Origin of the sequence: Microvirga sp. 2MCAF38, assembly GCF_052115485.1 — a bacterium.
GTDB lineage: Bacteria > Pseudomonadota > Alphaproteobacteria > Rhizobiales > Beijerinckiaceae > Microvirga.
The window spans coordinates 58,574-85,293 of the sequence record NZ_JBFRGU010000007.1 but is presented as its reverse complement, the minus strand read 5'-3'; the positions used below and the strand labels follow the sequence as shown (position 1 = coordinate 85,293).

The following is a 26,720-nucleotide window of genomic DNA, read 5'->3' as shown; positions in this document are numbered from 1 at the left end:
GCAAAACACATTGGGGGAATAGAGTGAATCTTTCGCAGCTTCTTTTCAGCTTCAACGGTCGCATTAACCGCGCCCGTTATTGGGGCGCAGTCGGAATTATGCTCCTGATAGGGATCTCTCTGGGAATCCTACAGCTCGTTCTTCATGGGCTTTTTAGCGCGGTTGTCAGCTCGATTATCAGCGGTTCTCTCAGCTTGATTTCGCTGATCCCGAGTTTTGCCATCGAGGCAAAGAGACTTCACGATCGTGACCTGAGTGCGTGGTGGATGTTCGCCCAACTGGCTCCCGCGCCGGTTTTGATCCTAGGTGCTATTCTCCAGAGCCCGGCCTTGATGATTTGTGCCGGCATTTTCATGTTCAGCTTCGGCGTCTGGCTTTTCGTTCAAACAGGATGCTTGCGCGGCACTGACGGCCCGAACAGGTTCGGGAGTGATCCGCTCGATCCAGGTGCTAGCCTTAGCCTCAACCTGGCCGAGTAATCGCCGCATCGGGGATTGATTTCCGACAGCAACGTGCGCCATGAAAAGCCATGCCGCACGACACATCCCCCCTCGCTCTTGCCCAATCCCTTCTGCGCTGCCCGTCCGTGACGCCCGTGGAGGGCGGGTCGCTTGCCTTTGTCGCGAGCGTTTTGCGCGAAGCGGGGTTCGAGGTTCATCGTCCTGTTTTCTCTGAAGCAGGCACGCCGGATGTGGAAAATCTTTACGCGCGCTTCGGTAACGCTGAGCCCTACCTGCTCTTCGCAGGCCACACGGATGTGGTGCCGCCCGGCGATGTGAGTCGGTGGCGGCATGATCCGTTCGGAGGCGTGATCGACGGCGGCGAGCTTTATGGGCGCGGCGCGGTCGATATGAAGGGCGGTATCGCCTGCATGATGGCGGGCGCGCTATCGTTCCTGCGTGACAATCCCGATTTCAATGGCTCTATCGGCTTCCTCATCACGGGTGATGAGGAGGGGCCTGCGATCAACGGTACCGTCAAGCTGCTCGAATGGGCGAAGGCGCGTGGCGAGCGCTTCGACCATTGCATCCTGGGCGAACCGACGAACCCGGACCACCTCGGCGATATGATCAAGATCGGCCGTCGCGGTTCGCTGACGGGCCATGTGATCGTGGAGGGGAAGCAGGGGCATGTGGCTTATCCGCATCTGGCGGAAAACCCCATTCCGGGTCTCATGCGTCTTCTTGAAGGCCTCTTGAGCGAGCCGCTCGACAAAGGCACGGCGCATTTTGATGCGTCCAATCTCGAGGTGACCACCTTCGATGTGGGCAACCGCGCGTCGAACGTCATTCCCGCCGAGGCGCGGGCCACCTTCAATATCCGCTTTAACGACCTGTGGTCGCCGCAAAGCCTGGAGGAGGAGTTGGCGCGCCGCCTGCGCGAGGCCGCGGGCAATACGGTGCGCTACACGCTGATCGTCGAGCCGACTAACGCCGTCGCCTTCCTGACGCCGCCCAACGATTTCGTCGACTTCATTGCGGATGCCGTCGAAGACGAGACAGGACGGCGTCCAAAGCTTTCCACCACCGGCGGCACCTCTGATGCCCGCTTCATCGTGAAGGACTGCCCCGTGGTCGAGTTCGGCCTCGTCGGCCAGACCATGCACCAGATCGACGAGCGGGTTGCGGTGGCCGATCTCGACCGGCTGGCGGCGATTTATCGCAAGGTGCTCGACGCCTATTTTGCTCCCAAGGGCTGACAAGCTCTCCATCTCAGTCATACTAGACTAAAGTCTAGTTTTGATGGAACCGCTCCCAAACAGGCCGGTTCTGCCTTGGCGAGGTCTGCTGGAGGCGTTCAATGATCGTTTCAGCCGAAGAGGTGAACCGTTCTCTGAAAGGCGCGATCGATCTGCTTCATAGCCGAACGGAAGGGCTTCAGGCTTTCGACATGAGTGAGCGTGGTTTCTGGCGCTCCTTCGCCGCAATTTGGCTCGCGCTTCCGGCTTACGTAGTTTCCGTGGCGCTTGAGCGCCTGCGCCTTGGCCTCCTGCAACCGGATCGGGCGCTGCTCGGCAGCATCTGGGTCGATCTCGTTGTTGCTCTCGGCTTCGCAGCGAGCTTTCTAGCGTTGCCTCTGGCGATGATCTGGATTTCACGCAAACTGCACAAAACGGATCGCTATGTGCCGTTCGTGATCGTGACGAACTGGATCACGGTTCTTGCGCTTCTCGCACTCTCTATTCCTGCACTCCTGCTCGTGGTCGGCTGGGCGACGCCTGCGCTCGCCAGCGTGTTCACCGTTGCTTTCGCCATCATTCTCATGCGTCTGCAATGGTTCGCCACGAAGGAGACTCTCGGCGTGTCCGCTGGGCTTGCCTTCGGCATCGTGGTGATCGGCGTTGTTCTCAATCTCATCATCGACGGGATAACGCGCACGCTGATCGGCTAGAGTTTGATGCCGCATGATCCGGGCGAACAACCGGTTTCCACTTGTTCTGATCATGCTCTAGGGTAATCCACACCAATCAGATAAAGCCCAGTGGATGGGGCCATGGGGCCGCAGCGTTGACGGTCGCGCGAGTCGAGCGCCGCTTTGACGTCCTCGACCGACCATTTTTCCGCGCCAGCGCGCTCCAATGTGCCGACCATCGAACGCACCTGATGGTGAAGAAACGAGCGCGCCGACGCGAAGATGCGGATCTCGTCACCGATGCGCTCAACATCGAGCCTGTCGAGAGTCCGCACCGGGCCACTCGCCTGGCATTCAGCCGCGCGGAAAGTCGTGAAGTCGTGGCGTCCCACGAGATGCTGCGCTGCCTCGTGCATGGTCACGGCATCGAGTCCCCACGCCACATGCCAGACACGATTGGTATCGAGAGCGGGCGGGGCACGGCGATTGAGGATGCGATAGAGATAGTGTCGCTTCACTGCTGAGATGCGCGCGTTGAACGCCTCCGGAACTTCCTCGGCGGAGAGGATCGCAATCGGCCGTGGTTTCAAATGGGCATTGGTCGCATCGCGCACGGTATCGGCACGCCAGTGCTTTTCGAGATCCACATGCACGACCTGATGCATCGCATGAACACCGGCATCGGTTCGCCCCGCGCAATGAATGCGCACGTCGTGTCCGGCGAAACGCCGGATGGCGGATTCCACCGCTTCCTGCACGGACAATCCGTTCTGCTGATGCTGCCAGCCGGAATAGGGCGTGCCGTCATATTCGACGACGAGTTTATAGCGCGGCATGTCAGAACAGCTCCGTCAGACACGCTTTGTGAACGACCGCGCTCATAAAAGCTTGATGCCGGGTTCCAGGCGAATGCCACGCATGAAGTCTTCGGCACTCATCGGCGATTTGCCCGCGCGCTGAACTTGCAGAAGCCGTACCGCACTCTCGCCACAGGCGATGGTGCCGCTGGAATCGAGGAGCATTCCCGCCTCACCAGAGCCCTGTGCAAGAGCCGTGCGCAGCACTTTCACCCGCTCGGGACCTTTGCCGAAATCAGCGCTGAAGAAAGCGCCGGGAAAGGGCGAGAGGCCGCGCACATGATCGTGGAGCGCCTGGGCTGGAAGCTGCCAATCGATGCGCGCATCGTCATTGCCGAGCTTGTGGGCATAGGTGACGCCGATCTCAGGCTGCGGTGTGAAATTCAGGCCGCCACGCGACAAGGCTGCGAGCGCACGCACCATCAGATCGGCGCCAAGCACCATCAGTTTGTCGTGCAAGTCACCTGCATTCATGTCCGAGGTAATCGCAACCTTCTCGACCATGCCGACGGGGCCCGTATCGAGGCCTTCCTCCATCTTCATCACCGCGACGCCGGTCTCCTCATCACCCGCCATGATGGCGCGTTGAATCGGTGCTGCGCCGCGCCAGCGCGGCAGGAGCGAGGCGTGAAGGTTGAGGCAGCCGAGCTGTGGCGCTTCGAGGATCGGCCTCGGCAAAATCATGCCATAGGCCACGACGACGGCAACGTCGGCTTCATGATCGAAGAAGGTTGCGCGCGCCTCTTCCGTCCGAAGAGTCGAGGGCGCGAAGACCTCGAGGCCGAAACGCTCTGCCATGGCGTGGACGGGCGAGGGCTTCAATTCCATGCCGCGCCCGGCAGCGGCCGGGGGGCGCGTGTAGACGGCGACCACGTCGTGACCTTGACCGACGATCTCGGCCAAGGTCGGCACGGCGAAATCGGGCGTTCCCATGAAGACGACACGGAGGGTCATGCGGTTTTTTCCTCGCGTTTCGCGGCCTTTTTGAACTTGGTCACCACCCGGTCGCGCTTGAGCTTCGACAGGTAATCGATGAACAGCACTCCGTTGAGATGGTCGATCTCATGCTGAATGCAGGTCGCCAGAAGCCCATCGGCGTCCTGCTCGACGATTTCGCCCTTAAGATTCATGTAGCGAAAACGCACGCGGGTCGGGCGCTCGACTTCTTCATAATATTCGGGGATCGAGAGGCAACCTTCCTCGTAGACGCTCTTCTCCTCGGAGGAGGAGACGATTTCCGGGTTGAGCAGCACTATGGGCTGACGCTCGTCCTCGGATCTCGACACATCCATGGTCACGACGCGCAATGGCACCCCAATCTGGATGGCGGCGAGGCCCACGCCTGGGGCGTCATACATGGTTTCCAGCATGTCGTCGGCAAGCGCGCGGATCTCGTCCGTAATGCTCGCGACCGGCTTGGAAATGAGGCGCAGCTGGGAATCAGGCAGGATGACAAGGGGTCTTATGGTCATAGTTGCTGGAGATAAGGTTTCGCTTGAGGATGGTCAAATCGTTCGTGATCTGTTCGGATAGGCCGAATCGCTCTGAGACGTGAAGCCATGAATTTTCCCGCCCTGACTTTCGGATCCACAGTCGTGACCCTGGGTGACCTCGCCCTCGGGATGGCGGGTTTGGCCCTGGTCCTGCTGTTCACGGTCACCATACTCCTTTTGAAAACCAGGCGGGAGCGGGCGATTGCCGATGCGGTTGCCGCTGAGCGCGCCATGGAGATGGACGATAAGGTCGCGGAACTCGCCCGCATCAATTCCGAGATGACCGGCCGCATGCAAACCATAGCGGAGGTGTTCGGCAGTCGCCAAGGCGAAGTCGTCCGCATGCTCTCCGAGCGCATGGACGGCTTGCAGCACCGGTTAGGGCAGGGGCTTGAAGCTTCCTCCAAGCAGCAGAACGACAGCTTGTCCAAGCTCAACGAGCGGCTTGCTGTCATCGACGTCGCTCAAAGGAACCTCACCGATTTGACTGGCGAAATCGTGGGTCTGCGCGATATTCTGGCCAACAAGCAGACACGGGGGGCCTATGGTCAAGGTCGCATGGAGGCGATCATTCGCGATGGCCTCCCCAACAATGCGTTCGAATTCCAGCCGACGCTGTCCAACCGCACACGGCCGGATTGCGTCGTGCGGCTTCCCGGTGATGAGCGTGGCCTGGTGATCGATGCCAAGTTTCCTCTGGAGAGCTTCACCCAGTTTCGCGACGCCAGCGGTGACGAAGCGCGCGGGCGCGCTGCAACGCGCATTCGCAACGACATGCTGACTCACGTGAAGGATATAGCAGAGAAATACTTCATCCCCGGCGAGACGCAGGATGTGGCGCTGATGTTCGTGCCGGCGGAATCGATCTACGCGGATGTCGCAGAGTATTTCGACGACGTCGTGCAGAAGGCCCATCGCGCCCGCATCGTAATCGTTTCGCCCTCGCTTCTTGCCCTTGCGATTCAGGTTATGCAGGCGCTGGTTCGCGATGCGCGCATTCGGGAGGAAGCGCGCGTCATTCAAGTCGAGGTTCAGAAGTTGCTTGGGGATGTCGAGCGGCTGTCCACGCGCGTGACGAAACTCGATACGCATTTCCGCCAGGCGCAAGACGATGTGGCGCAGATCAAGACTTCGACCGACAAGATCACGAAGCGTGGGCAACGGATCGAGACGCTCGAATTCGATAAAAGCGAAGCTGTCGATCAGGCCGATCTTTTGCAAACGCAAGGGCGCAGTCTGCGCGCGGTCGAATAGCGTACGAGCAGACTCTAGGACATCATTCTAGAGCTTCCGCAGGAACAGATCGCGGACCACAACGTTCTCCCCCACCTGGGCGATCTCTGTTGCCAACGGATTTCGACGCCATGCGAAGGAGTGAAAGTATGGGTCTTTTTTCAAAGGACATTAAAACTCTGGACGATCTCTTCGTCCACACACTGCAGGACATTTATTACGCCGAGCACCAGATTAAGAAAGCGTTGCCGGACATGATGGAGAAGGCGAGCGATCCGCAGCTCAAGCAAGCCTTCAAGAAACATCTTGGCGAGACGGAAGAGCAAATCAAGCTCGTCGAGAAGGTGTTTGGCTTGCATGGCCACAAGCCGAAGGAAGTGACCTGTCCGGCGATCAACGGCATCATAGACGAAGCACAGGACATAACGAGTGATGTCGCGGACAAGAAGGTTCTGGATGCCGCGCTCATCGCGGCAGCACAGGCCGTCGAGCATTATGAGATCAATCGCTACGGTACGCTGACGGCTTGGGCGAAACAACTCGGCCGGGAGGACAGCGCAGCAATCCTCCATCAAATTCTCGAACAGGAAAAGGCGACGGACGTAACGCTGAATGGTATCGCAAAGAGCAGCGTCAACACGAAGGCTGCGTAGAGAAGTCTTCAACGAAGAGCGCGGCCCGCCGCCGCTCTTCGTTATTCAGATGACGAGTTGTTCGCTTCTCGCAGTATCGGCTTCGGGGTAACAACACTTTTCTCGTCAGCTTCACCCTTTGGAGTCTGATCCTGTTCTGTGAGCGGGATCGGACTCTAAGGATCGGTTCTGAGGCATCGTTTCAGGAAGATCGCGAGATCGTTCGTGATATAGTCGATGTGCGGCGTCTGGACCGCATCCTGCTCGAAAGCTTCACGGAACGGATCGACGGTCTTCGGGACAACCAATGTCGTCATCATGCCGAGTTCGCGTGGCACGATGAGATTCTTGGCAAGATCCTCGAACATGGCCGCACGAGCCGGATCGACGCCGTGCTTCTCAAGAAAGATTTCGTAGGCGCGGCGTTCGGGCTTCGGCACGAAGTTGGCGGCGGCGATATCGAAAACATCCTCGAAGTGATCAAGAATACCAAGCTTCTTCGCCACGTTTTCGGCGTGCTTCCGTGAGCCGTTGGTGAGGATCAGTTTACGGCCGGGCAGGCTCTCTATGGCGGTGCTGAGGCTGAGATCCAGCTCAAGATCCGTGTGATCGATATCGTGCGCGAAATCGAGAAAGTGATGAGGATCGATGCCATGCTCTTCGATGAGCGCGCGCAAGGTCGTCCCGTACTTGTGATAGAAGAACTTCTGCAACGCCTTGGCGGAAATGCCATCCAACCCGAACATGTCGGCGATATACAGGGTGATCCGCTCGTCTATCTGCGGCCATACGCGGGAGCTGTGCGGATAGAGCGTATTGTCCAGATCGAAGACCCAGATATCGACATGCGCGAAGCTGCGCGGTTCGGTGACGGATAGGGTGGGCTCGGCAGGATTGAAGACGTTCATATCACTTCTACAGACAGCAATGGGGCCGGACAGCCCCATTGAAGGTAATATAAGAAATGTTGAGCCAACCGCAAATGGCTCGGAAGGATGACCCTGTTTCAATGAAACAGAGTTACGCCTACCCGCGTCGGATCATTGTGCCGGCACCGTGATCTGTGAACAGCTCCAGAAGCACCGAATGCGGCACCTTACCGTCCAGAATGACGACCGCCTCGACCCCGCGCTCCAGGGCGTAGATGCAGGTCTCGATCTTGGGAATCATGCCATCCGTGATGGTGCCGTCCGCGATCAGCCGGCGACAATCCTCGATGGTCATGTCGGGGATGAGGTTTTTGTTCTTATCGAGAACACCGGGAACGTCAGTCAGCAGAAGCAGGCGCTTTGCATGCATGGCTCCGGCGATGGCCCCCGCGAAGGTGTCCGCGTTGACGTTGTAGGTCTCGCCGTCATGGCCGGCTGCGACGGGTGCGAGAACGGGGATGAGCTCGGCGCTCAGGACCTGATCGAGTACAGCGCGGTTTACATGCTCGGGCTCGCCCACGAAGCCGAGATCGACCACTTTCTCGATGTTCGAATCCGGATCGACCGTCGTGCGGGTCACTTTGCGGGCGGTGACCATGTTGCCGTCTTTGCCGCAAAGCCCCACGGCCTTGCCGCCTTCGGCGCCGATCCAGCCGACGATCTGTTTGTTGATGGAGCCGGCCAGCACCATCTCGACCACCTCTACGGTGGCGGCGTCCGTGACGCGCAATCCGCCCTTGAACTCGGACTTGATGCCGAGCTTTTCGAGCATCTTACCGATCTGCGGCCCGCCACCATGCACGACGATGGGCTTGATACCCGATTGTTCGAGCAGCACCACATCCTCGGCGAAGTCTTCCGCCGCAGCACGGTCGCCCATGGCGTGGCCGCCATACTTCACAACCACGACCTGCTGGTCATAGCGCTGCATGTGCGGCAAGGCCTGAACGAGCACTTCGGCGCGCACATGCACGTTGGGGAGCTGGTCGGCGGTATCGGACATCAAAAGGCTCCGGTTACGGGAATCGGGCAATCGGCGAGCCTTCTAACTCAGCTGCACTGCCCTGGAAACTCAAGATTTCAAGTGTTTCGACGAAGGACAGCGGAGATGCCGATAAGGGCCCAGCCGATCATGAGCAGAACCCCGCCTGTCGGCGCGGCCATGGGAGCGAGGGCCTCCCCGGCAAGCGCCCGCCGCGCGAGATCTCCGCTGAAGAGGGCAAGGCCCAATACCAGAATGAACCCGGCAAGCCGCGCCAGCTTCGGGCGAATCGCTTCGGTTTTCACCAGGGCGACGAGGGCAAGGAGAGCAGGGGCGTGGAAAAGCAGGAACTGCGCCGCAACCTGCAGGCTGCCGTCGCCCGTCACATGGGCCGCGGCGGCAGAAAGGCCGACTCCGAAGAGCCCTGCCAGAGCAGCCAGCACGGTAAGGATGCGATCGGACGCGCTCATTGCCCCCCTCTTTCGGCAAGAAGCTGGGCTATGCCCGCCCGCAACTCCGGAATACCCCCGCCGGTGCGGCTCGAGGTCGGCATGATCTCCGGGAAGGCCGCCGCGCGTTTGGCGATTTTCCCGGCGGTGTCGGCGATGCATTTTTCGATTTCGCCGCTCTTCAGCTCATCCGCCTTGGTCAGGACGATCTGGTAGGAGACGGCGGCCTTGTCGAGGGTTTCCAGAACCGCCTCGTCGGTCTGCTTGATGCCGTGGCGGGAATCGATCAGCACATAGACCCGCGCGAGGCTGGCGCGGCCACGCAGGTAATCGTGGATGAGCTTCGTCCAGGCCTGCACCTTCTCCTTCTCGACGGCGGCATAGCCATAGCCCGGCATGTCGATGAGATGCAGGCGTCCGCCGATGTCAAAGAAGTTGAGCTGTTGGGTCCGGCCCGGCGTGTGGGAGGTGCGCGCGAGCGTGTTGCGCCCCGTCAACGCATTGATAAGGCTTGATTTTCCCACATTCGAACGCCCGGCGAAGGCGATCTCGACCTTGGTCATGGGCGGGAGGTTCTTGAGGGATGTCGAAGCCCATTTGAAATCCGCCTCGCCGGCAAAGAGCTTGCGGCCGATTTCGAGATAGGGGTCGGGTGCGGTGTCTGTCATGCCCCCTTATCGGCGCTCAGACCGCATTCTTCAAGCGCTTCGATCCGCGCCCGCGCTCCAAGGGAGGGATGGCGTGGCTATTCCCAGAATGGCTTGACCTTCGAGAGCTTGTCGGCTGCCGACGCGGCTTTGCTGAGAAGTTTGCGTCGCTGTTGCTTGGCGCCCTTGTTGACGCTCTTTATATCGGGCGCGAGGGATTTCGCGATGGCCTGATCGTTGATCTCGCCCAGGGCATCCTGCAACACTTCGAGTTGCGCGAGGAATGCTTTTCGCCGTCGCTTGATCGTGGGCACGTCGAACAGGCTCGCGAAAAACTCCGTGCCATATCGCAGGGCCTTGATGCGAATCCGCAGTTTGTGATGCTGATCGGGGTTCAAATCTTCGACGCGCGTGACGCGCTTACTGATCCGCTTCCAGCGACGGGAGAGATCTTCGGCGGCGCGCTGCTCCACACGCATGAAGCGTTGCGCTCGCGCCTTCCGCTTGTCTCGCGTCAGCCATGCGCCCGTTTCGATCCATGCCGCCAGCGCGAGAAGAGCTTTCTTGAAACGGCGCGCGGCGAGGACTTCGAATAGGGCGATGTAAGTTTCCTTGCGGCGGGCCTCGATCTCGCGCAGATCGCGTTGGCGCGCGTGCGCATGGCGCAAATTGCCAAGCAGCACATCGATGTCCCGCGCCGGATTGAGCTGCTTTGCCATCCAGCGCAATTCCAAACGACATGCGCGGCTCTCGCGATCGCGGAGCTGGTCTTTGAAAATGGATGTCGCCGCACGCAACCTTCGTATGCCCACCCGCAATTGATGGACGGCTTCCGGTGCGCGGTTTCGTTGGAGAACGGCATCGTTTCGGACGATCTGAAACAGGCAGGAGCGTGCGATGACCTGAAATGCTTCCGCGCTCGCCAGATAATGCGGAAGCGCGACAGGTCGAGCGTGCGACGGCTTGAGAGCGGACTTCTTCGAGAGTGCGTAGGCGCGCTCCGATTTCGTCACGAGCGAAAGGCGCAGCGGAACAGCTTTCGCGATTTCGCGCGCGATGGCGAACAGGGTGGTGGGCTCGCCCCGTTTCAGTTCAAGCTCGATCTCGGCGAAGTTCTCCTTGTGCTTGCCGCATGACGCACGCGCCATGTCGATGGCGATCTCGATGCGAGAGCCGTCGCGTGCGATCAGGAAGGCGCGCCTGTCGGTTTCCACTGTGAAGAGAGGGCGGATCTTGTCCTTCGCCGATGGGTCGGAGAGGAAACGGGTGAGCGGCGTTCCGGCCGCAGCCGCCGGATCGAATGCGCCATCGACGGCGCATTCCCATTCGGCCCTGTCGAGGGCGAGAGAGTGCGATTTCTGTTCCGCCTTGATCGTCTGGATGAAACGTCCGTTCTCGTGGCGCACGCGTAGCGACAGGCCCGCCCGGCGCAGGGCGTGATTGGGCGTGTCGTAGTAAACCGCGTGAAGATGGCCGCCGCGTTCCGGCAGCGCTTTCGCCTCCGTCAAAATCGGATGCCGCAAGATGCGATGAATGTCGTGCGGCGCGAATTCGAGCTTCAGTTCGATCTCACGCGCCAGCTTGGCGCGATCTGGAATCGCCTTCTCCGGATGCTCGACCTTGTTCATGAAAAAGCCGCCGCGATGGTGCTCGCGACGGCTGATTTAGGGCGTGAAGCCGGAAGGGACAACGCGGCCCTTCCGCCGTTTTCGTCAGCTCTTGGCCGGAGCCTTGCGGCTGAAGGTGTTGCGCAGGTTGTCGAACAATTCCACCTTCACGCCGTTGCGCCGCATGATGAAGGCCTGCTGCGTGACGGAGAGCAGGTTGTTCCAAGCCCAGTAAATGACAAGGCCGGCGGGGAACGAGCCCAGCATGAAGGTGAAGATCACCGGCATCCAGGCGAAGACCTTCTGCTGCACCGGATCCGGCGGAGCGGGGTTCATCTTCATCTGCAGCCACATGGTGATGCCCATGATGATCGGCCAGGCGCCAAGCAGCAGGAAGTGGCCGACCCCCGGCACGTTGCCGGGATTGAAGGGAAGCAGCCCGAAGAGATTGAAGATCGTCGTCGGATCGGGAGCGGCGAGATCGTGGATCCAGCCGAAGAACGGCGCGTGGCGCATTTCAATGGTGACGAAGAGCACCTTATAGAGCGCGAAGAAGACCGGGATCTGGATCGCGACGGGCCAGCAGCCAGCGACCGGATTGATCTTCTCTTTCTTGTAGAGCTCCATCAGCGCCTGTTGCTGCTTGACGCGGTCATCCGCATAGCGCTCGCGGATCGCGGTCATCTCCGGCTGCACCGCTTTCATCTTGGCCATGGAGGCGTAGGACTTGTTGGCGAGCGGCAGGAAGAAAACCTTCAGGATGACGGTAACGATCAGGATTGCGACACCGAAATTGCCGACGAGCTTGTAGAAGAAATCGATGACCTTAAAGAGCGGCTTGGTGATGAAGTAGAACCAGCCCCAATCGATCAGGAGATCGAAGTTCTTGATCTGCAGGTTGTTCTTGTAGCCGTCGACGACGGCGACTTCCTTCGCACCGGCGAACAGGCGCTGCGTGGACTCAACGGTCGCGCCGGGCTGGATCGTCTGTCCGCCGCCGAGCACGTTGGCCTGATAGACCGTATTCGTCGGGTTCACACGAGCCGTGAACGAACCTTTGTAAGGCTGCGCCTGGTCCGGCACGACGGTCGCTGCCCAATACTTGTCGGTGATACCGACAAAGCCGCCGGTCACGTTGTCCCAGGACTTGCCGATAGCGGTCTGGCCGGGGAGCGGAGCTTCCTTGTCGAGGTTCGCGTAGGTGATTTCCTGCAGTCCCTGATCGCCGAGGACGCCGATCAGGCCTTCATGAAGCACATAGTAGCCGAGAGTGACGGGTCGCCCGTGACGGGATACGAGGCCGTAGTTGTTCAGGATGACAGCCGCTCCGCCGCGGTTCTCAACCGTGTCCTTCAACGTGAACATGAAATTGTTGTCGACGCTAATCGCGCGGCTGAAGACGAGCCCTTGGCCATTGTCCCAGGTGAGGGTCACCGGGGTTTGCGGGGTTAGAGTCGTCTTGTCCGCCGTCCACAGCGTATCGGGACCGGGTGCCGCGCCCGCAGCGGCGCCGACCCAGCCGAACTCCGCGTAATAGGCATGCGGAGAGCCCGAAGGCGAGAAGAGCACGATGTTCGGGCTCGTGGGATCCACCGTCTCCCGGTAGTGATTGAGCGAAACGTCGTCGATGCGCGCGCCACGCAGGCTGATCGAACCCGAGATCGCGGGAGTGGCTATCTTCACACGCGGGGAGCGGGCAAGAGCCGCCTCGCGTGATTCCACCACCGGAACCGCAGGCATGGTGCTGGGAGCGACGCCGGATACGTTCGGAACGGGCGCTGTAGCCGAAGGCGCTGACTGTTGAGCTTGCGTCGTCTGCTGCTGCTGCTGTTGCGCAAGCTGGGCCTGGCGCTGCTTTTCCGCCTGTGGCGTGGCGTAGAAATATTGCCACCCGAGGAGGATCAGCACCGACATGGCGATGGCGATGATAAGGTTCTTATTGTCCTGGCGCATTGGTGCTTCCGCGACGTTCAGCGTCGGTGGGTGGAAAGGAAGAATCCTGGGAACGATTCCCGGGTCGCGGGCCTTTCGGCTTCGTCACAACCCGAAGTGCTCGCTGAAGATCGTCAATAAGGAGGTGGTAGTCAGCAGACAGAATGTCACGGCGTCCGATTACCACGATATCGGCGTTGATGCCGGCGTGTTCCGCCCCGGCGATCTGGCAGGCGGTTCGGAGCCGCCGCTTGATCCGGTTGCGTTCGGTAGCATGACCGACCCGTTTCGTGACCGTCAAGCCGATACGCAATCCGAGGCCTATATCCTCGCGTGGACGGCCCTGGACCGTCATCCGCTCCGTATGAAAGCGGCGGCCAGAGGCCGCCGCGACGAAGTCAGGTCTTTTGGTCAGACGCCCGACCGGTTCTGCGCGATGGCCGCGCACGGACAGGCCTCCCGCCGCTTACGCCGAAAGGCGCTTGCGGCCATGGGCGCGGCGAGCGGCAATGACCTTACGGCCACCCTTGGTCGCCATACGCGCACGGTAGCCGTGGCGGCGCTTGCGAACCAGCTTGCTCGGTTGATACGTCCTTTTCACGGCTCATCTCCGGTCACACGACATGGCAAGCTCTTGAGGCCCGCGCCTGTCTTGGATTTATTGGGGAAAAACCCCGAAATTGTTTGCAAAAAAGATCAGCGCCCGAGACGAGCGCTGTCAGCCCGCGGCTTATGGCGGAAGCAGGCGGCAAAGTCAACGCCGCTCTTCCTGCTGACCGCTTTTCTTTCCAGCGTCACACGGGGTGTGACGCTGGTCTGACTTGGCACTACATAGCATACTTGGAAGAGGCGAAAGGGCCTGCGTGATAGTTTTGGGACAAAAAGAGCGACGTTTGGGCGGAAGCGACGGAAGTTCGGGTTCGGGCTGGCGGCGATGGATTCCTATCTTTCTCCTTGTTTTGGCGCTTGTTGTGCTCGTCGGTTCGGGGGCGACCCGATATTTGAGCTTCGACGCTCTCCTGGATCGCCGCGAAGAGATGGGGCTTTTCGTGGAATCCCGGCCCTGGACTGCTTTGGCATTGTTCACAGTCGTCTATATCGGTGCCGTGGTCCTCTCCATGCCTGCTGCAGCTTTTTTGTGCACCGCAGGCGGATTTCTCTTCGGATGGCAGCTCGGAGCTCTCGCCGGCACGGTCTCCGCGACACTCGGTGGAGTTTGCGTTTTTCTGATCGTCAGAACCTCGCTCGGGAACCTCTTCAAACGCGGGGCCGGTCCGCGCCTTCAGGCTCTCGCTGCCGGGTTCAGGCAGAATGCCTTCTCCTATGTTCTATTTTTCCGCCTGCTGCCGATTGTGCCTTCGTGGCTCGTCAGTATGGCCGCCGCTTCCGTTGGAGTGCGTCTGCGAATCTTCGCATCGGCCTCGTTGATCGGAATAATACCGATTTCACTGGCCTTCGCGATCGCAGGCGCCGGTCTCGATGACGTTCTGCGCGAGCAGCAAAAACTTCGCCAAGCCTGTCTGGTGACCGGGGGAACCGATTGCCGCGTCAATCTCAGCATCACAAATCTGCTGACGCCGGAGATTATAACGGCTTTGGCCTTTCTCGGGTTTCTGGTTCTGCTCTCCATTCTGCTAAAGCATTTCCACGGGGCTAAGACGCGTGAAGGATCGCTGTCGTGACCGAAATGCTGAAGCCGGATCTATGTGTGGTTGGAGGAGGAGCCGGTGGATTAACGGCGGCCTCGATTGCGGCGTCCTTCGGTGTGTCTGTTGTTCTGATCGAGCAGAGCGCCATGGGCGGAGAAAGTTTGAATACCGGCTCGGTTCCAGCCAACGCTTTGATCGCCGCTGCCAGCCGTCTGAAGGCGATCCACGAAGCGCGACGCTTCGGGATCGTCACGGGTGGTGAAGTCTCGGCGGATTTCGTGAACGTGAAGGCCTCTATGCGGGGGGTCGTGGGAGCCATCGAGCCCCTGGCGTCCGGCGAGCGCATGGCCGCGATGGGCATCCGGGTTATCCATGCCCAGGCCAGTTTCCGGGATGAAACCACGATTGTCGCGGGCGATTGTGAGGTCAAAGCCCGGCATTTCGTGATCGCCACCGGGTCAGAAGCTGAAATTCCGGCCATTCACGGTCTCGATGGGGTTCCCTTCCTTACGACCGATACGATCTTCAATCTCGCCGACAGGCCGGACCACTTGGTGGTCCTTGGCGCTGGAGCCTCCGGAGTCGAGCTCGCCCAAGCCTATCGACGACTCGGATCCAAAGTGACGCTTGTCGAATCTGCGACCCGGATTCTTCCCCAAGAGGACCCGGAAATGTCGGCCGTCATCGAGCGCGCTTTGCGGGGCGATGGGATCGACTTGCGGATTAGCGTAGCCATCGAGCGGGTGGAACCGTCCCCGGATGGCGGCCTGACTTTGCAACTCGGCGACGGGCAGCCGATCATGGGCACCCATCTCCTCGTGGCGGCGGGGCGCCGGCCCAGGATCCATGACCTCGGGCTCGATGCGGCACGCATCAAAAACGACGATTCAGGAATCGTCGTCGACCGGGGCCTCAAGACATCGAATGTGCGGGTTTATGCCATCGGAGATTGTGCCGGCGGGGCAGCGCGGGGTGGGCACTCGACGCATGGAGCCGACCATCAGGCCGGCCTCGTGATCAGGAACACCTTGTTCCGGCTGCCGATCAATGCGGAAGACGCGCCGATTCCCCGGGTGACCTTCACCGATCCCGAGCTGGCTACGGTAGGCCTCTCGGAAGAGCAGGCGCGGGCGAAGTATCGCGCCATCCGTATTCTCCGCTGGCCATTTGCCGAAAACGACAGGGCACGGGTGGACCATGCGACTGCCGGCCATGTGAAGGCCGTCGTGACACCGCGAGGGCAAGTGCTCGGTTGCGCGATTACAGGTTTAAATGCGGGAGAGTTGATTTCTCCCTGGACGTTGGCCATCGCCCAGAACCTCAAGATATCCGACCTGGCCGGTCTCGTGTTCCCGTATCCCACCTTCTCGGAGGCGTCGAAACGGGCGGGGGTGGAGTTCGTGAAGCCGACCACCCAGAGTCCTTGGGTGCGCCGGTTCATCGGCCTTGCACGGATCTTTGGGTAAAATCGCGATGCATGGCCCCCGACCCATGATCCACCGATTGTCAGGCCGCTTTGGCCTCTCGGCACGGGTGCTCCTCATGACGGTATTGTTCGTCATGGTCGCGGTGGTGCTGGTCTATCTTCCTTCCATCGCGAGCTTTCGTCTCAACTGGCTGAATGATCGCCTGGCGGCTGCTCAGGTCGCCGCCCTGGTGCTCGATGCAGCGCCGGAGGGAAGCCTCTCGGAGGATCTGGAACTGCGCCTCCTCGAAGGTGTCGGTGCCAAGGCGATTGCGGTGCGTGGGGGAGGGCGGCGTCGCCTGCTCGCGGTCGACGATGTGCCTCCTGAGGTCAGCAAGACCGTCGACTTGCGTCAGCCGAGTTGGCTCGGGCTGACCCGCGAGGCCCTTGAAACGCTCTTCGTTCCCACACGAATGCCGATTCGCGTCATCGGCCCAGGCATGGGGGTCGATTTCGTGGAGATGATCTTCGACGAGAGGCCGCTGCGTCGGGCGATGCTCGATTTCTCACGCGACATCCTGCTTCTCTCGATTGTCGTCGCCGGAATCACGGCAAGCTTGCTCTATTTCGCCCTGCAATGGGTCATCGTACGGCCGGTGCAGCGGCTATCGCGCAATATCGGCGCGTTCGCCAGCCGCCCCGAAGACGCCGCGCGCGTCATCCGCCCCACTGGACGCTCCGATGAAATTGGTCTGGCGGAAGAGGCGTTGGCGCAAATGGAGGCAACGCTTGCCAATGAGCTGCGGCAGAAACGGCGCTTGGCCGAGCTCGGCCTCGCGGTCAGCAAGATCAATCACGAGCTACGCAACATCCTTACGACGGCGCACCTTCTCACCGAGCGCCTCGACCGGGTTCAGGACGACACGGTGCAGCGGGTGGCGCCGCGTCTGGTCGCGACGCTCAATAGAGCCAGCGCCTTCTGCGAGGCAACGCTCGCCTACGGCCGTGCGACCGAGCACTTGCCGCAGCGTAGTCGATTCGCGCTCAAGCCGGTTGCTGAAGACTTGGCCGATCTGACAGGCCTCGCGCCTGAAGCCGCCATCGAGTTCTCCGTTCAGATCCCCGACGATCTCATGGTGGATGCCGATCGGGAGCAGTTGTCGCGCATTCTGGTCAATCTCATCCGCAACGCGGTCCAAGCCTTGCGTCAAGCCGGAGCGACCGATGGGCCGCCAAGAATCACCGTGCGGGCGGTGCGTCTTGGCCATGAGGTTCAGGTCTCGGTCCAGGATAACGGCCCCGGCATTCCCGAGCGGGTTCGAGAAAATATTTTCGGGGTCTTCCAACATTCTTCCCATGCCGGCGGTACGGGGCTCGGCCTCGCGATTGCCGCTGAATTGGTGAATTTGCATGGCGGAACAATCGCTTTGGCCGATACGCCCATCGGAGCCTGTTTCCGCTTCACGATCCCCGATTGTGAGCCCACCGGCGAGGACGCATGAAAAGGAGGTCACGAAGAGGGTTGCCAAGCGCCGCAGAAAGCTCTAAGTGACCGGCCTCCGCACAACGCTGCCTCTCAAAAAGCAGCGCGCGAGGGCGCCCGTAGCTCAGCTGGATAGAGCACCAGACTACGAATCTGGGGGTCAGAGGTTCGAATCCTTTCGGGCGCGCCATTTTCTGCATCGAAAACTCCTTACAGATAAAGCCTTGGTAAGCCCGCTTGTGGTCCGCGTCCCTTTTCGGGTGCGCGCCGGCGCTGCTGGGCTTTTAGGCATCCAGGCAAAAAGTTTCTTACCTTGCGCTCGTCATAGCGATAGGAACACTGAAACGTAACGTGGGTGGGCGAGTGTTGGAACAAACGAGACCTGAGGGAATCTACGGAATCCCGCCGGCGGAACTGGCCGATCTTCCTCCCGAAGGAATCCAATTCTCGCCACTGATTCTCGGCTCCGCCCGGCTCGAGGATAGCAGCGAGAGCAGTCTCGGCTCCATGCTCATGCTGGCGCCGCCCGGCACCATCGAGCGGCGTTACACTCTTGCTCTTGCCCTGAAGGCCCTCACTCCGGGCGCGATGCTGACTGTGCTTGCGCCAAAGGACAAGGGCGGGTCGCGTTTGGCGAAAGAGCTTTCCAGCTTCGGTTGCACGGTGTCCGAGACGGCGCGACGACATTATCGCATCTGCGTCTGTGCGCGACCGATTGCCTTGACGGGATTGGACGATGCGCTTGCCGCGGGTGCTCCGCGTTTCGACGAAGCGCTCGGCTTGTGGACTCAGCCGGGTGTTTTCAGTTGGAATCGCGTCGATCCGGGAAGCGCGCTGCTGGTCCAGCACTTGCCTGTGCTCGCAGGTCGCGGTGCGGATTTCGGATGCGGCCTTGGTTATCTCTCACGGGCCGCTTTGTCCTCGTCAAAGATTGAGCAACTGACGTTGATCGACATCGACCGGCGGTCAGTCGAGGCAACACAACGCAACATCGTCGATCCACGCGCGGCTTTTCAATGGGCCGATATCCGCAAATCCGGGGCGCAACTCACAGGTCTTGATTTCGTGTTGATGAATCCGCCTTTCCACGATGGTGGAAGCGAGGATCAGAGTCTGGGGCAGAGCTTCATTCGTCGGGCCGCGGAAGCCTTGCGTCCCGGTGGCATTTGCTGGCTCGTGGCCAATCGTCACTTGCCCTACGAGGCCATGATGAAATCGCATTTCAAGCGCGTGACGCCGAAGATCGAAGCCGGTGGTTACAAGATCTACGAGGCACAAAAATGAGCAAGGGCGTTTCAACTTTGCGGCTCGATAGGCTTCTTGCGAATTTGGGTTATGGTTCGCGTCGGGAGATCCAGCAATTGGCGCGCGCGGGTGCTGTGACGCTTGACGGCGTGGAGATCGAGGACGCCGATCAGCGCATTGCCATCACGCCGGATCTTTCCTCGCGTATGCGCGTGGATGACGAACCGCTCGATCCGCCACCGGGACTGGCACTGTTGCTGCACAAACCTCTCGGTGTCACGTGCTCGCACAAGGAAGCAGGACCGCTGGTTTATGGGTTGCTTCCCGAGCGCTGGCGGCGTCGCGATCCGGCCATTTCGACTATCGGTCGGCTCGACAAGGAGACCTCCGGTCTCTTGCTGCTGACGGACGACGGAGCTTTGCTGCATAAAGTGATCTCGCCACGCAACCATGTCGCCAAGCGCTATCGCGTGACATTGGATCGTCCGTTGCGGGGTGACGAAGCGGATGTTTTTGCGGCGGGCACACTGATGCTCGAAGGTGAGGACAAGCCACTTCTGCCCGTGACGATGGAAACACTTTCGCCGACGAGTGCGTATGTGACCTTGACGGAAGGACGCTACCATCAGGTCCGACGCATGTTCGCAGCGGTCGGCAATCACGTCACCGCTCTGCATCGTGACCGTATCGGCGGTTTGACGCTGCCTGACGATCTCGATGCCGGCGCTTATCGCATTCTCGGCACGAACGACATCGATCTGATCTTCGCGCAAGACTGACGGTACGCTGTTGACCTCGCGTCGCCGCGCGCCGCATAATCCGGTCGATTCAATTCATTAGGAAATGTCCGCCATGGAAACCCGCGCAGCCGTCGCGTGGGAGGCCGGAAAGCCTCTCACGATTGAAACCGTTCGCATCGAAGGGCCGCGCGCGGGCGAGGTTCTGGTCGAGGTCATGGCGACGGGTGTTTGCCACACGGATGCCTACACGCTGTCCGGTCTCGATCCCGAAGGACTCTTTCCGGCCATTCTCGGCCACGAAGGCGCGGGCATCGTCCGCGAGGTTGGACCGGGCGTCACCATTCTCAAGCCCGGCGATCATGTGATTCCGCTCTACACGCCGGAATGCCGGCAGTGCAAAACCTGCCTCTCACGTCGCTCCAATCTCTGCACTTCGATCCGTGCAACGCAGGGCAAGGGCGTGATGCCGGATGGCACGAGCCGCTTTCGCTGCGATGGCGATACGGTGTTCCATTATATGGGCTGTTCGACATTCGCGAACTTCACGGTGCTCCCCGAGATCGCGCTGGCCAAAGTGCGAGAAGACGCTCCTTTCGACAAGATCTGCTACATTGGATGTGGTGTCACCACCGGCATCGGTGCCGTCATTTACACGGCGAAGGTCTGGCCTGGTGCGAATGTCGTTGTCTTCGGTCTCGGCGGTATTGGCCTCAATGTGATTCAGGCCGCCCGTATGGTCGGTGCGGACAAGATCATCGGCGTCGATCTCAATCCGTCAAAGCGTGCCATGGCGGAGAAATTCGGGATGACCCATTTCATCAATCCCGATGAGGTCGGGCGCGATAAAGTAGTGCAGGCGATCATCGACGCGACCGATGGTGGCGCCGACTTTTCCTTCGAATGTATCGGCAACGTTCACACCATGCGGCAAGCTCTCGAGTGCTGCCATCGCGGTTGGGGTGAAAGCATCGTGATTGGTGTTGCGGCGTCCGGGCAGGAGATTTCCACCCGGCCATTCCAGCTTGTCACGGGACGCGTCTGGAAAGGCTCTGCTTTCGGTGGTGCAAGAGGGCGCACCGATGTGCCGAAGATCGTGGACTGGTACATGGAAGGCAAGATTAATATCGACGATCTCATCACGCACGCGATGCCTCTGGAAGAGATCAACACCGCTTTCGATCTCATGCATGAGGGCAAGTCCATCCGTTCCGTCGTGATCTACTGAGCGAGAGTTTCCGTGACACTCGAGATCGTCTCGCAATCACGCTGTTTCGGCGGCGTGCAATTCGTTTATCGTCACCAGTCGTCCGAGACCGGAACGGCAATGCGTTTTGCCGCTTTCGTGCCACCTCAGGCCGAGGCGCGAAAGGTTCCGGTCGTGTGGTTCTTGTCGGGCCTGACCTGCACGGAAGAAAACTTCACGGTGAAGGCAGGCGCGCAACGGGTGGCGGCTGAACTGGGCCTTATGGTGATCGTTCCCGATACCTCTCCGCGTGGGGAAGGAGTGCCTGACGATTCCGACGGCGCGTACGATTTCGGTCTCGGCGCGGGCTTCTATGTGGACGCGACCGAGGCGCCGTGGGCGAAGAACTTCCGCATGCGCAGCTATATCGAGCGCGAGTTGCCGGCCCTCATTGCCGCAGAGCTTCCCGCCGATCCGGCGCGGCAGAGCATCATGGGTCATTCCATGGGTGGCCACGGCGCGCTCACGATCGCGTTGCGCAATTCGGGGCGGTACGCCGCCGTCTCCGCCTTCGCGCCGATTTCCTCGCCCATGCACTGCCCATGGGGTGAAAAGGCTCTCTCAGGCTATCTTGGTTCGGACAAGACCACGTGGCGCGAATACGACGCGTGCGCTCTTATCGCTGACGGCGCGCGAATGCCGGATCTCCTGGTCGATCAAGGAACGGCCGATACCTTTCTCGACAGCCAGCTGAAGCCGCAATTGCTCGAAGAAGCGTGCCGGGAAGCGGGCATTCCGCTGACTCTTCGCCGTCAGCCCGGCTACGATCATTCGTATTTCTTCATCGAGACCTTCATCGAGGATCATCTGCGCTGGCATGCGGAGCGTCTGAGTGCCCGATAGAGGGGCGGGGCGGTGCAGCGCGCCGCTCTGTCATATTGCTGTAAGATCGTCGTCATCAAACTGAAGTAGCGAATCGTCTTTAGTCCTCGCGAAAGATCAGCGAGGTGATCCCGTGCTTCAGGATCTTGATGTCACGCGCGTGCGGGCGCTTTTTCTCTCCGATATCCATCTTGGTACCAAGGGCTGCCAGGCGGGTCACCTGCTCGATTTTCTCAAGCAATACGACGCCGACATGGTCTATCTCGTCGGGGACATCGTCGATGGATGGCGGTTGAAATCGGGTTGGTACTGGCCGCAAGCCCACAACGATGTGGTGCAGAAGCTGCTGCGCAAGGTCCGCAAGGGGACGCGGGTAATCTATATCCCCGGTAATCACGATGAATTCCTGCGCGACTATGTCGGCAGCAATTTCGGCGGAATCGAGCTAGCCGATCAAGCCATTCACGAGACGGCGGATGGAAAACGTTATCTCGTCATTCACGGAGACCAGTTCGATCTGGTGGTACGGCACGCACGCTGGCTCGCGCTTCTCGGTGATTGGGCCTACACGACCGCACTCTTCATCAACACTTATCTCAATCTGGTGCGGCGGCGCATGGGCTTGACCTATTGGTCCTTGTCGGCCTGGGCGAAGCTCAAGGTTAAGAACGCCGTCAATTTCATCAGCCAGTTCGAAGAGTTCCTGTCGTCGGAAGCCAAGCGTCAGGATGTTGATGGCGTCATTTGTGGCCACATTCATCACGCTGCGCTTCACGATACATTCGGCATTCGCTACGTGAATACCGGCGATTGGGTGGAATCCTGCACAGCAGTTGTCGAGCACTATGACGGCACGCTCGAAATCATCCGCTGGCTCGAAGGTAAATCTCCCATGACGCAGGGCCGAGCCGAAATTTCGCAACTGGCAAAACAGGCCGCTTGATGCGTTTGCTGATTGCAACTGATGCCTGGCACCCGCAAATCAACGGTGTCGTTCGTTCACTTGAGCACATGGCGGATCAGGCGCCGCATTTCGATGCGCAGGTTTCTTTCCTGACGCCGCAACGTTTCCGGTCATTCCCAATGCCGAGTTACGGCGAAATCCGTCTCTCGTTGGTAACGCCGGGAATGGTTGGAAGCATTCTCCGCGAGGCGTCGCCAACCCACGTTCACATTGCGACGGAAGGGCCGATCGGTTTCGCGATGCGTCTGGCTTGCCTCCGGCAAAAGAGACCTTTCACCACGAGTTACCACACGCGCTTTCCCGAATATATTTCTGCCCGGGCGCCAATTCCAGAGAATTGGACATATCGGGCGCTTCGCCGCTTCCACGCTCCCGCCTGCGCCACGATGGTGAGCACGCCCTCACTCGAACGCCAGCTGAAAGCGCGCGGCTTCGACAATATCATGCGCTGGACTCGCGGCGTCGACACGAAACTCTTTCGGCCCCGCGAGAACCGGATTCTTGATGTTCCCGGACCGATCTTTCTTTATGTGGGCCGTGTCTCGGTCGAGAAAAATATCGAAGCTTTTCTGGCGCTCGATCTGCCGGGAACGAAGGTCGTCGTGGGGGATGGGCCTGCGCGTGAGGGCCTTCAATCGCAATATACGCAGGCCCGGTTCCTTGGCGCGCTCACGGGCGAGGCGCTGGCTGAGATCTATGCTTCGGCGGATGTCTTCGTATTTCCGAGCTTGACCGACACCTTCGGGATTGTGCTTCTCGAAGCGCTCGCTTCAGGGCTTCCAATCGCAGCCTTCCCGGTTACGGGTCCGCTCGATGTCATTGAAGGATCGGGCTGCGGTGTTCTGGATCACGATCTCAGGAAAGCTGCACTAGAGGCGCTCGATATTCCGCGCGCGCAATGCCGGGCCTATGGCGAAACTTTCACTTGGCGCGAAAGTGCCCGGCAGTTCTTTTCCAATATCCAGATCGCGCAGGCTGTCGCAGGCGAGACGCGATCGCGTGATGCGATATTGGGCTGCAATCACACGATCGCCTAGAAATGTAATCTGCTTTTATTCTTTTATTCTAAGCGCCCGTAGAGCACTTAACAATTAAGGCGGCCTATCCGCCGCCCTTTTGTTTGATGTGGAATCCGGTATTGGCTCAGGCGACCGGAGCTGCTTTCGTGCTGCCGCGCTTGGGCTTCTTCTGCTCGTCGGACGCGCTTTTTCTCTTAGCCTTGCCTGACGTCTTCTTCACGGAGGAGCGGCCCTTCGGGGTGTCCAACGCGACCGCACCCTTCACCGCGGCTTCCGCAGCTTGGGCGATCTTTCTCGGGTTAGGACGCTGGCTAATGAGAACGTTGGCTGCCGCGCTCGCAGCGGCGAGGAGGGCATCGGCCAAAACCTTGCGGCCAATCTCAGAGTCGAGCAGGGCTTCCAGCCAATCGCCTTGGCGAACGGTTTTGAGCAGCTTCACACCAGCGACCGTTTTAGGCAACTTGGTCTTCACTTTCTTCGTCATCGAGACACTCCGGTTACACTGCGAGGCAGTGTTCTAGTGGGGCGTGTGTTCCATGGAGACAAAGTGTGACAATCATATTGCAGTTTTTTTGTATAAGCCTGTCCAGAGCCGACGCGGACCGCAATTGAACTATTTGGAGAGGGATGGGCTGTGGATAGTGTTGCCACGCGGGTGTTCGAAGTCTCCCTTGACGTGCCGGAATGGTTTTCCTGCCAAGGCAAAGTGATAAGGATGAGCCCGTCGCTGGTCCCTGGAGCGTGAATATGCCCGGCCGTCTGCCGCCCCTGATCGCCTTGCGCGCCTTCGATGCCGTCGGCCGCGCCGGCAGCTTGCGTGCGGCGAGTGAGGAGCTGGCGGTGAGCCACACCGTGGTCTCCCGCCATATCCATAATCTCGAAGCACGGCTCGGCCTCACCCTATTCCGTCCCCAGGGGCGTGGTCTGGTCCTGACGGAGGAGGGCGCGCGTTATCACGCCCAGATCCGCCAGGCATTCGATCTCATCGCTCGCGCCACCGCCGAACTGAAGCGCGGACAGAGGCGCAATTTGGAAATCTGGTGCATCCCCGGCCTTGCGACGTTGCGGCTGATGCCGCGTCTTCCCGATCTCGAAACCCTGCTGCCCGATTGCGAGATCATCCTGCGGCCCACCCTCACGCGGCCGCAACTCCTGCGGGGCGAGGCGGATGTGGAGGTGGCCTATCTGGAGGATGCGCCCCTGCCGAACGGCGTGGGGGCGGAAGTTCTCGCGACGCCGAGGGTGTTTCCCGTGGCGAGCCCGGCCTTGCTCGCGCGGCATCATATCGAGCGAATGGATGTGGAAGCCGCCCTGAAGTTGCCGCTGGTGCATGAGGAATCCACCTCGCAGTGGCAGACCTGGCTGCGCCGGGCGGGCCTGCGCGAGATCCTCCATCTCCACGGCCCCCATCTTTGGCACGCCCATCTGACCATCGAGGCCGCGCGGCTCGGGCAGGGGGTTGCGATTGCCAACGAAGTGCTCGTCGCCGACGATCTCGCCGCCGGGCGGCTAGTGGAAATCGGCGCCACGAAGGTGGAGCTGGGGGCCTATTACTTTATCGCCTCCCGTGCGCGCTGGGACGAGCCGGACGTGGTGAAGCTGCGGCATTGGCTGGAGCGCGCCCTGAAGGATGGCCACCAATAGGTGCGTTTCATGCACCAGTCGCGCGCAAAATAGATCATTGTCGCAGGGTCGGCATGCGGGGAAGCTGTGCGGCAGTTTCACCCTGAGGGCCTCATCCCATGACTACGAACGCTGATCTTCTCGCGCGCCGCCAGGCCGCCGTTCCGCGCGGCGTCGGACATGCCACTCCGATTTCCGCCGCGCGCGCCGAAAACGCCGAGGTCTGGGATGTGGAAGGCAAGCGCTACGTGGACTTCGCGGGCGGCATCGCGGTGCTCAACACTGGCCACCGCAACCCGGCCGTGATGGATGCGGTGAAGGCCCAGATGGAGCTTTTCACCCACACCTGCTTTCAGGTGCTGATGTATGAATCCTACATTGCGCTGGCCGAGCGGCTGAACGCGCTCGCACCGATTCCCGCACCCGCCAAGTCGATCCTGTTCAGCACCGGGGCCGAGGCCACGGAGAACGCCATCAAGATCGCCCGTGCCGCCACGGGCCGCTCCGGCGTCATCGCCTTCACGGGCGGCTTCCATGGCCGCACGATCATGGCCATGAACATGACCGGCAAGGTCGTGCCTTACAAGAAGGGCTTCGGCCCCGCTCAGGCGGAAATCTGGCACGTGCCGTTTCCGGTGCCGCAGCTCGGCGTCGATGTCGAGGATTCACTGAAATACCTCAACTTCCTGTTCAAGGCGGATGTGGACCCCTCCCGTGTGGCGGCGATCATCATCGAGCCGGTGCAGGGCGAGGGCGGTTTCCATCAGGCCCCCGCGGAACTGATGCGCGCGCTGCGCAAGATCTGCGACGAGCATGGCATCGTTCTCATAGCGGACGAGGTGCAGACGGGCTTCGGGCGTACAGGCAAGATGTTCGCCATGGAGCATTATGATGTCGCGCCAGATTTGATCTGCGTGGCCAAGAGCCTTGCGGGCGGCTTCCCGCTTTCGGGCGTCATCGGCCGCGCGGCGATCATGGACACGGTGGAGCCAGGCGGTCTCGGTGGCACTTATGCGGGCAACCCGCTTGCCTGTGCCGCCGCGCTTGCAGTTCTCGACGTGTTCGAGAAGGACAAGCTGGTGGATAGGTCCAACGCCATCGGCGCGCGCGTGAAGGCGCGTCTCGAAGCGATCCAGCGACGCAACGACGTGGTGCCGATTGCTGCCATCCGCGGCCCCGGCGGCATGGTCGCCTTCGATATCGTCAAGGAAGCGGGCACGGAGACGCCGGATGCGGAGGCGACCAAGCGCGTCACCACGGCGGCTTACGAGAAGGGTCTGGTACTCCTCTCCTGTGGCGTTTACGCCAACACGATCCGTATTCTGGTGCCGCTCACGGCCGACGATAAGGTGATCGACGAAGGGCTCGACTTGCTCGAAGCGGCGCTCGCGGCCTAAATTCAAGCATCATGACG

Annotated in this window: 28 protein-coding genes and 1 tRNA gene; 17 read left to right on the top strand and 12 right to left on the bottom strand. The window is 60.4% G+C overall.

The features are described from left to right. Positions 1 to 23: 23 nt before the first annotated feature. The 3 genes from AB4072_RS15560 (at position 24) to AB4072_RS15550 (ending at position 2,391) form a co-directional block, all read left to right on the top strand. Positions 24 to 479: a DUF805 domain-containing protein gene (locus AB4072_RS15560; protein ID WP_441969374.1), complete on the top strand. Its 456-nt coding sequence runs from the start codon at positions 24 to 26 to the stop codon at positions 477 to 479. Positions 480 to 529: 50 nt separating this feature from the next. Next, on the top strand, positions 530 to 1,699 hold the full coding sequence (gene dapE, locus AB4072_RS15555; RefSeq protein WP_441969372.1) for a succinyl-diaminopimelate desuccinylase: 1,170 nt from the start codon (positions 530 to 532) through the stop codon (positions 1,697 to 1,699). Between the two features lie 101 nt (positions 1,700 to 1,800). After that, positions 1,801 to 2,391, top strand: coding sequence for a hypothetical protein (locus AB4072_RS15550; protein WP_441969370.1), 591 nt, complete (start codon positions 1,801 to 1,803; stop codon positions 2,389 to 2,391). 50 nt (positions 2,392 to 2,441) lie between these two features. Here AB4072_RS15550 and truA read toward each other — a convergent pair whose 3' ends face one another. Genes truA through def form a run of 3 tightly spaced genes read right to left on the bottom strand, consistent with a single transcriptional unit; the run spans position 2,442 to position 4,681 of the window. Continuing rightward, positions 2,442 to 3,188, bottom strand: a complete 747-nt coding sequence (truA, locus tag AB4072_RS15545) for a tRNA pseudouridine(38-40) synthase TruA (protein WP_441969368.1) — start codon at positions 3,186 to 3,188, stop codon at positions 2,442 to 2,444. A 42-nt stretch (positions 3,189 to 3,230) separates the two neighbouring features. Beyond that, positions 3,231 to 4,163, bottom strand: coding sequence for a methionyl-tRNA formyltransferase (gene fmt / locus AB4072_RS15540; RefSeq protein ID WP_441969366.1), 933 nt, complete (start codon positions 4,161 to 4,163; stop codon positions 3,231 to 3,233). Then, positions 4,160 to 4,681, bottom strand: a complete 522-nt coding sequence (def, locus tag AB4072_RS15535) for a peptide deformylase (protein ID WP_441969365.1) — start codon at positions 4,679 to 4,681, stop codon at positions 4,160 to 4,162. Before def ends, fmt begins: the two co-directional genes overlap by 4 nt. 87 nt (positions 4,682 to 4,768) lie before the next feature. On the opposite strand from def, the gene AB4072_RS15530 reads away from it, so the two are divergent. Both AB4072_RS15530 and AB4072_RS15525 read left to right on the top strand, forming a co-directional pair. Further along, complete coding sequence (locus AB4072_RS15530; RefSeq protein WP_441969363.1) at positions 4,769 to 5,956, top strand: DNA recombination protein RmuC; 1,188 nt, start codon at positions 4,769 to 4,771, stop codon at positions 5,954 to 5,956. A 128-nt stretch (positions 5,957 to 6,084) separates the two neighbouring features. Then, positions 6,085 to 6,588: a YciE/YciF ferroxidase family protein gene (locus AB4072_RS15525; protein WP_441969361.1), complete on the top strand. Its 504-nt coding sequence runs from the start codon at positions 6,085 to 6,087 to the stop codon at positions 6,586 to 6,588. A gap of 155 nt (positions 6,589 to 6,743) precedes the next feature. Here the strand turns inward: AB4072_RS15525 and AB4072_RS15520 are convergent, their stop codons facing one another. The 8 genes from AB4072_RS15520 to rpmH all read right to left on the bottom strand — a co-directional run bounded on the left by AB4072_RS15520 (position 6,744) and on the right by rpmH (position 13,714). Further along, positions 6,744 to 7,475, bottom strand: a complete 732-nt coding sequence (locus AB4072_RS15520) for a pyrimidine 5'-nucleotidase (RefSeq protein ID WP_441969359.1) — start codon at positions 7,473 to 7,475, stop codon at positions 6,744 to 6,746. A 118-nt stretch (positions 7,476 to 7,593) separates the two neighbouring features. Further along, positions 7,594 to 8,499, bottom strand: coding sequence for an acetylglutamate kinase (argB, locus tag AB4072_RS15515; RefSeq protein WP_441969357.1), 906 nt, complete (start codon positions 8,497 to 8,499; stop codon positions 7,594 to 7,596). 77 nt (positions 8,500 to 8,576) lie between these two features. Next, complete coding sequence (locus AB4072_RS15510) at positions 8,577 to 8,948, bottom strand: DUF423 domain-containing protein (RefSeq protein WP_441969355.1); 372 nt, start codon at positions 8,946 to 8,948, stop codon at positions 8,577 to 8,579. Then, complete coding sequence (gene yihA / locus AB4072_RS15505; RefSeq protein ID WP_441969353.1) at positions 8,945 to 9,595, bottom strand: ribosome biogenesis GTP-binding protein YihA/YsxC; 651 nt, start codon at positions 9,593 to 9,595, stop codon at positions 8,945 to 8,947. The genes AB4072_RS15510 and yihA overlap by 4 nt, the downstream gene beginning before the upstream one ends. Positions 9,596 to 9,672: 77 nt before the next feature. Next, positions 9,673 to 11,202: a CYTH and CHAD domain-containing protein gene (locus AB4072_RS15500; protein ID WP_441969351.1), complete on the bottom strand. Its 1,530-nt coding sequence runs from the start codon at positions 11,200 to 11,202 to the stop codon at positions 9,673 to 9,675. An 84-nt stretch (positions 11,203 to 11,286) separates the two neighbouring features. Beyond that, positions 11,287 to 13,134, bottom strand: coding sequence for a membrane protein insertase YidC (gene yidC / locus AB4072_RS15495; protein WP_441969350.1), 1,848 nt, complete (start codon positions 13,132 to 13,134; stop codon positions 11,287 to 11,289). After that, positions 13,118 to 13,561 carry a ribonuclease P protein component gene (gene rnpA, locus AB4072_RS15490; RefSeq protein WP_441969348.1) on the bottom strand — a complete coding sequence of 148 codons (444 nt, stop codon included), beginning with the start codon at positions 13,559 to 13,561 and terminating at the stop codon, positions 13,118 to 13,120. The genes yidC and rnpA overlap by 17 nt, the downstream gene beginning before the upstream one ends. 18 nt (positions 13,562 to 13,579) lie before the next feature. Continuing rightward, complete coding sequence (rpmH, locus tag AB4072_RS15485) at positions 13,580 to 13,714, bottom strand: 50S ribosomal protein L34 (protein ID WP_038364779.1); 135 nt, start codon at positions 13,712 to 13,714, stop codon at positions 13,580 to 13,582. Positions 13,715 to 14,114: 400 nt separating this feature from the next. Between rpmH and AB4072_RS15480 the strand changes: the two genes are divergently transcribed. The 10 genes from AB4072_RS15480 to AB4072_RS15435 all read left to right on the top strand — a co-directional run bounded on the left by AB4072_RS15480 (position 14,115) and on the right by AB4072_RS15435 (position 23,701). Then, a complete protein-coding gene (locus AB4072_RS15480; protein ID WP_441969346.1) occupies positions 14,115 to 14,795 on the top strand; it encodes a TVP38/TMEM64 family protein in 681 nt (226 codons plus the stop codon). 5 nt (positions 14,796 to 14,800) lie between these two features. Then, complete coding sequence (locus AB4072_RS15475) at positions 14,801 to 16,228, top strand: dihydrolipoyl dehydrogenase family protein (protein WP_441969481.1); 1,428 nt, start codon at positions 14,801 to 14,803, stop codon at positions 16,226 to 16,228. 76 nt (positions 16,229 to 16,304) lie between these two features. Beyond that, positions 16,305 to 17,669, top strand: coding sequence for a sensor histidine kinase (locus tag AB4072_RS15470; protein ID WP_441969344.1), 1,365 nt, complete (start codon positions 16,305 to 16,307; stop codon positions 17,667 to 17,669). A 94-nt stretch (positions 17,670 to 17,763) separates the two neighbouring features. Continuing rightward, positions 17,764 to 17,840: transfer RNA gene (locus tag AB4072_RS15465), tRNA-Arg, on the top strand. 176 nt (positions 17,841 to 18,016) lie between these two features. Then, positions 18,017 to 18,934: a class I SAM-dependent methyltransferase gene (locus AB4072_RS15460; RefSeq protein ID WP_441969342.1), complete on the top strand. Its 918-nt coding sequence runs from the start codon at positions 18,017 to 18,019 to the stop codon at positions 18,932 to 18,934. After that, complete coding sequence (locus AB4072_RS15455) at positions 18,931 to 19,674, top strand: pseudouridine synthase (RefSeq protein WP_441969340.1); 744 nt, start codon at positions 18,931 to 18,933, stop codon at positions 19,672 to 19,674. Before AB4072_RS15460 ends, AB4072_RS15455 begins: the two co-directional genes overlap by 4 nt. 73 nt (positions 19,675 to 19,747) lie before the next feature. Beyond that, positions 19,748 to 20,860 (top strand): S-(hydroxymethyl)glutathione dehydrogenase/class III alcohol dehydrogenase, encoded by a 1,113-nt coding sequence (locus AB4072_RS15450; protein WP_441969338.1) that lies wholly within the window; start codon positions 19,748 to 19,750, stop codon positions 20,858 to 20,860. A gap of 12 nt (positions 20,861 to 20,872) precedes the next feature. Beyond that, positions 20,873 to 21,721, top strand: coding sequence for an S-formylglutathione hydrolase (gene fghA, locus AB4072_RS15445; RefSeq protein ID WP_441969336.1), 849 nt, complete (start codon positions 20,873 to 20,875; stop codon positions 21,719 to 21,721). 112 nt (positions 21,722 to 21,833) lie between these two features. Next, on the top strand, positions 21,834 to 22,643 hold the full coding sequence (locus AB4072_RS15440; RefSeq protein WP_441969335.1) for a UDP-2,3-diacylglucosamine diphosphatase: 810 nt from the start codon (positions 21,834 to 21,836) through the stop codon (positions 22,641 to 22,643). Then, entirely contained in the window at positions 22,643 to 23,701 is a 1,059-nt protein-coding gene (locus AB4072_RS15435) for a glycosyltransferase family 4 protein (protein ID WP_441969333.1), read from the top strand. Before AB4072_RS15440 ends, AB4072_RS15435 begins: the two co-directional genes overlap by 1 nt. 106 nt (positions 23,702 to 23,807) lie before the next feature. Here the strand turns inward: AB4072_RS15435 and AB4072_RS15430 are convergent, their stop codons facing one another. Then, complete coding sequence (locus AB4072_RS15430; protein ID WP_441969331.1) at positions 23,808 to 24,167, bottom strand: hypothetical protein; 360 nt, start codon at positions 24,165 to 24,167, stop codon at positions 23,808 to 23,810. 263 nt (positions 24,168 to 24,430) lie between these two features. On the opposite strand from AB4072_RS15430, the gene AB4072_RS15425 reads away from it, so the two are divergent. Further along, positions 24,431 to 25,327, top strand: a complete 897-nt coding sequence (locus tag AB4072_RS15425; protein ID WP_441969330.1) for a LysR substrate-binding domain-containing protein — start codon at positions 24,431 to 24,433, stop codon at positions 25,325 to 25,327. 98 nt (positions 25,328 to 25,425) lie between these two features. Then, positions 25,426 to 26,703 carry a 4-aminobutyrate--2-oxoglutarate transaminase gene (gene gabT / locus AB4072_RS15420; RefSeq protein ID WP_441969328.1) on the top strand — a complete coding sequence of 426 codons (1,278 nt, stop codon included), beginning with the start codon at positions 25,426 to 25,428 and terminating at the stop codon, positions 26,701 to 26,703. The last annotated feature ends 17 nt before the right edge of the window (positions 26,704 to 26,720 follow it).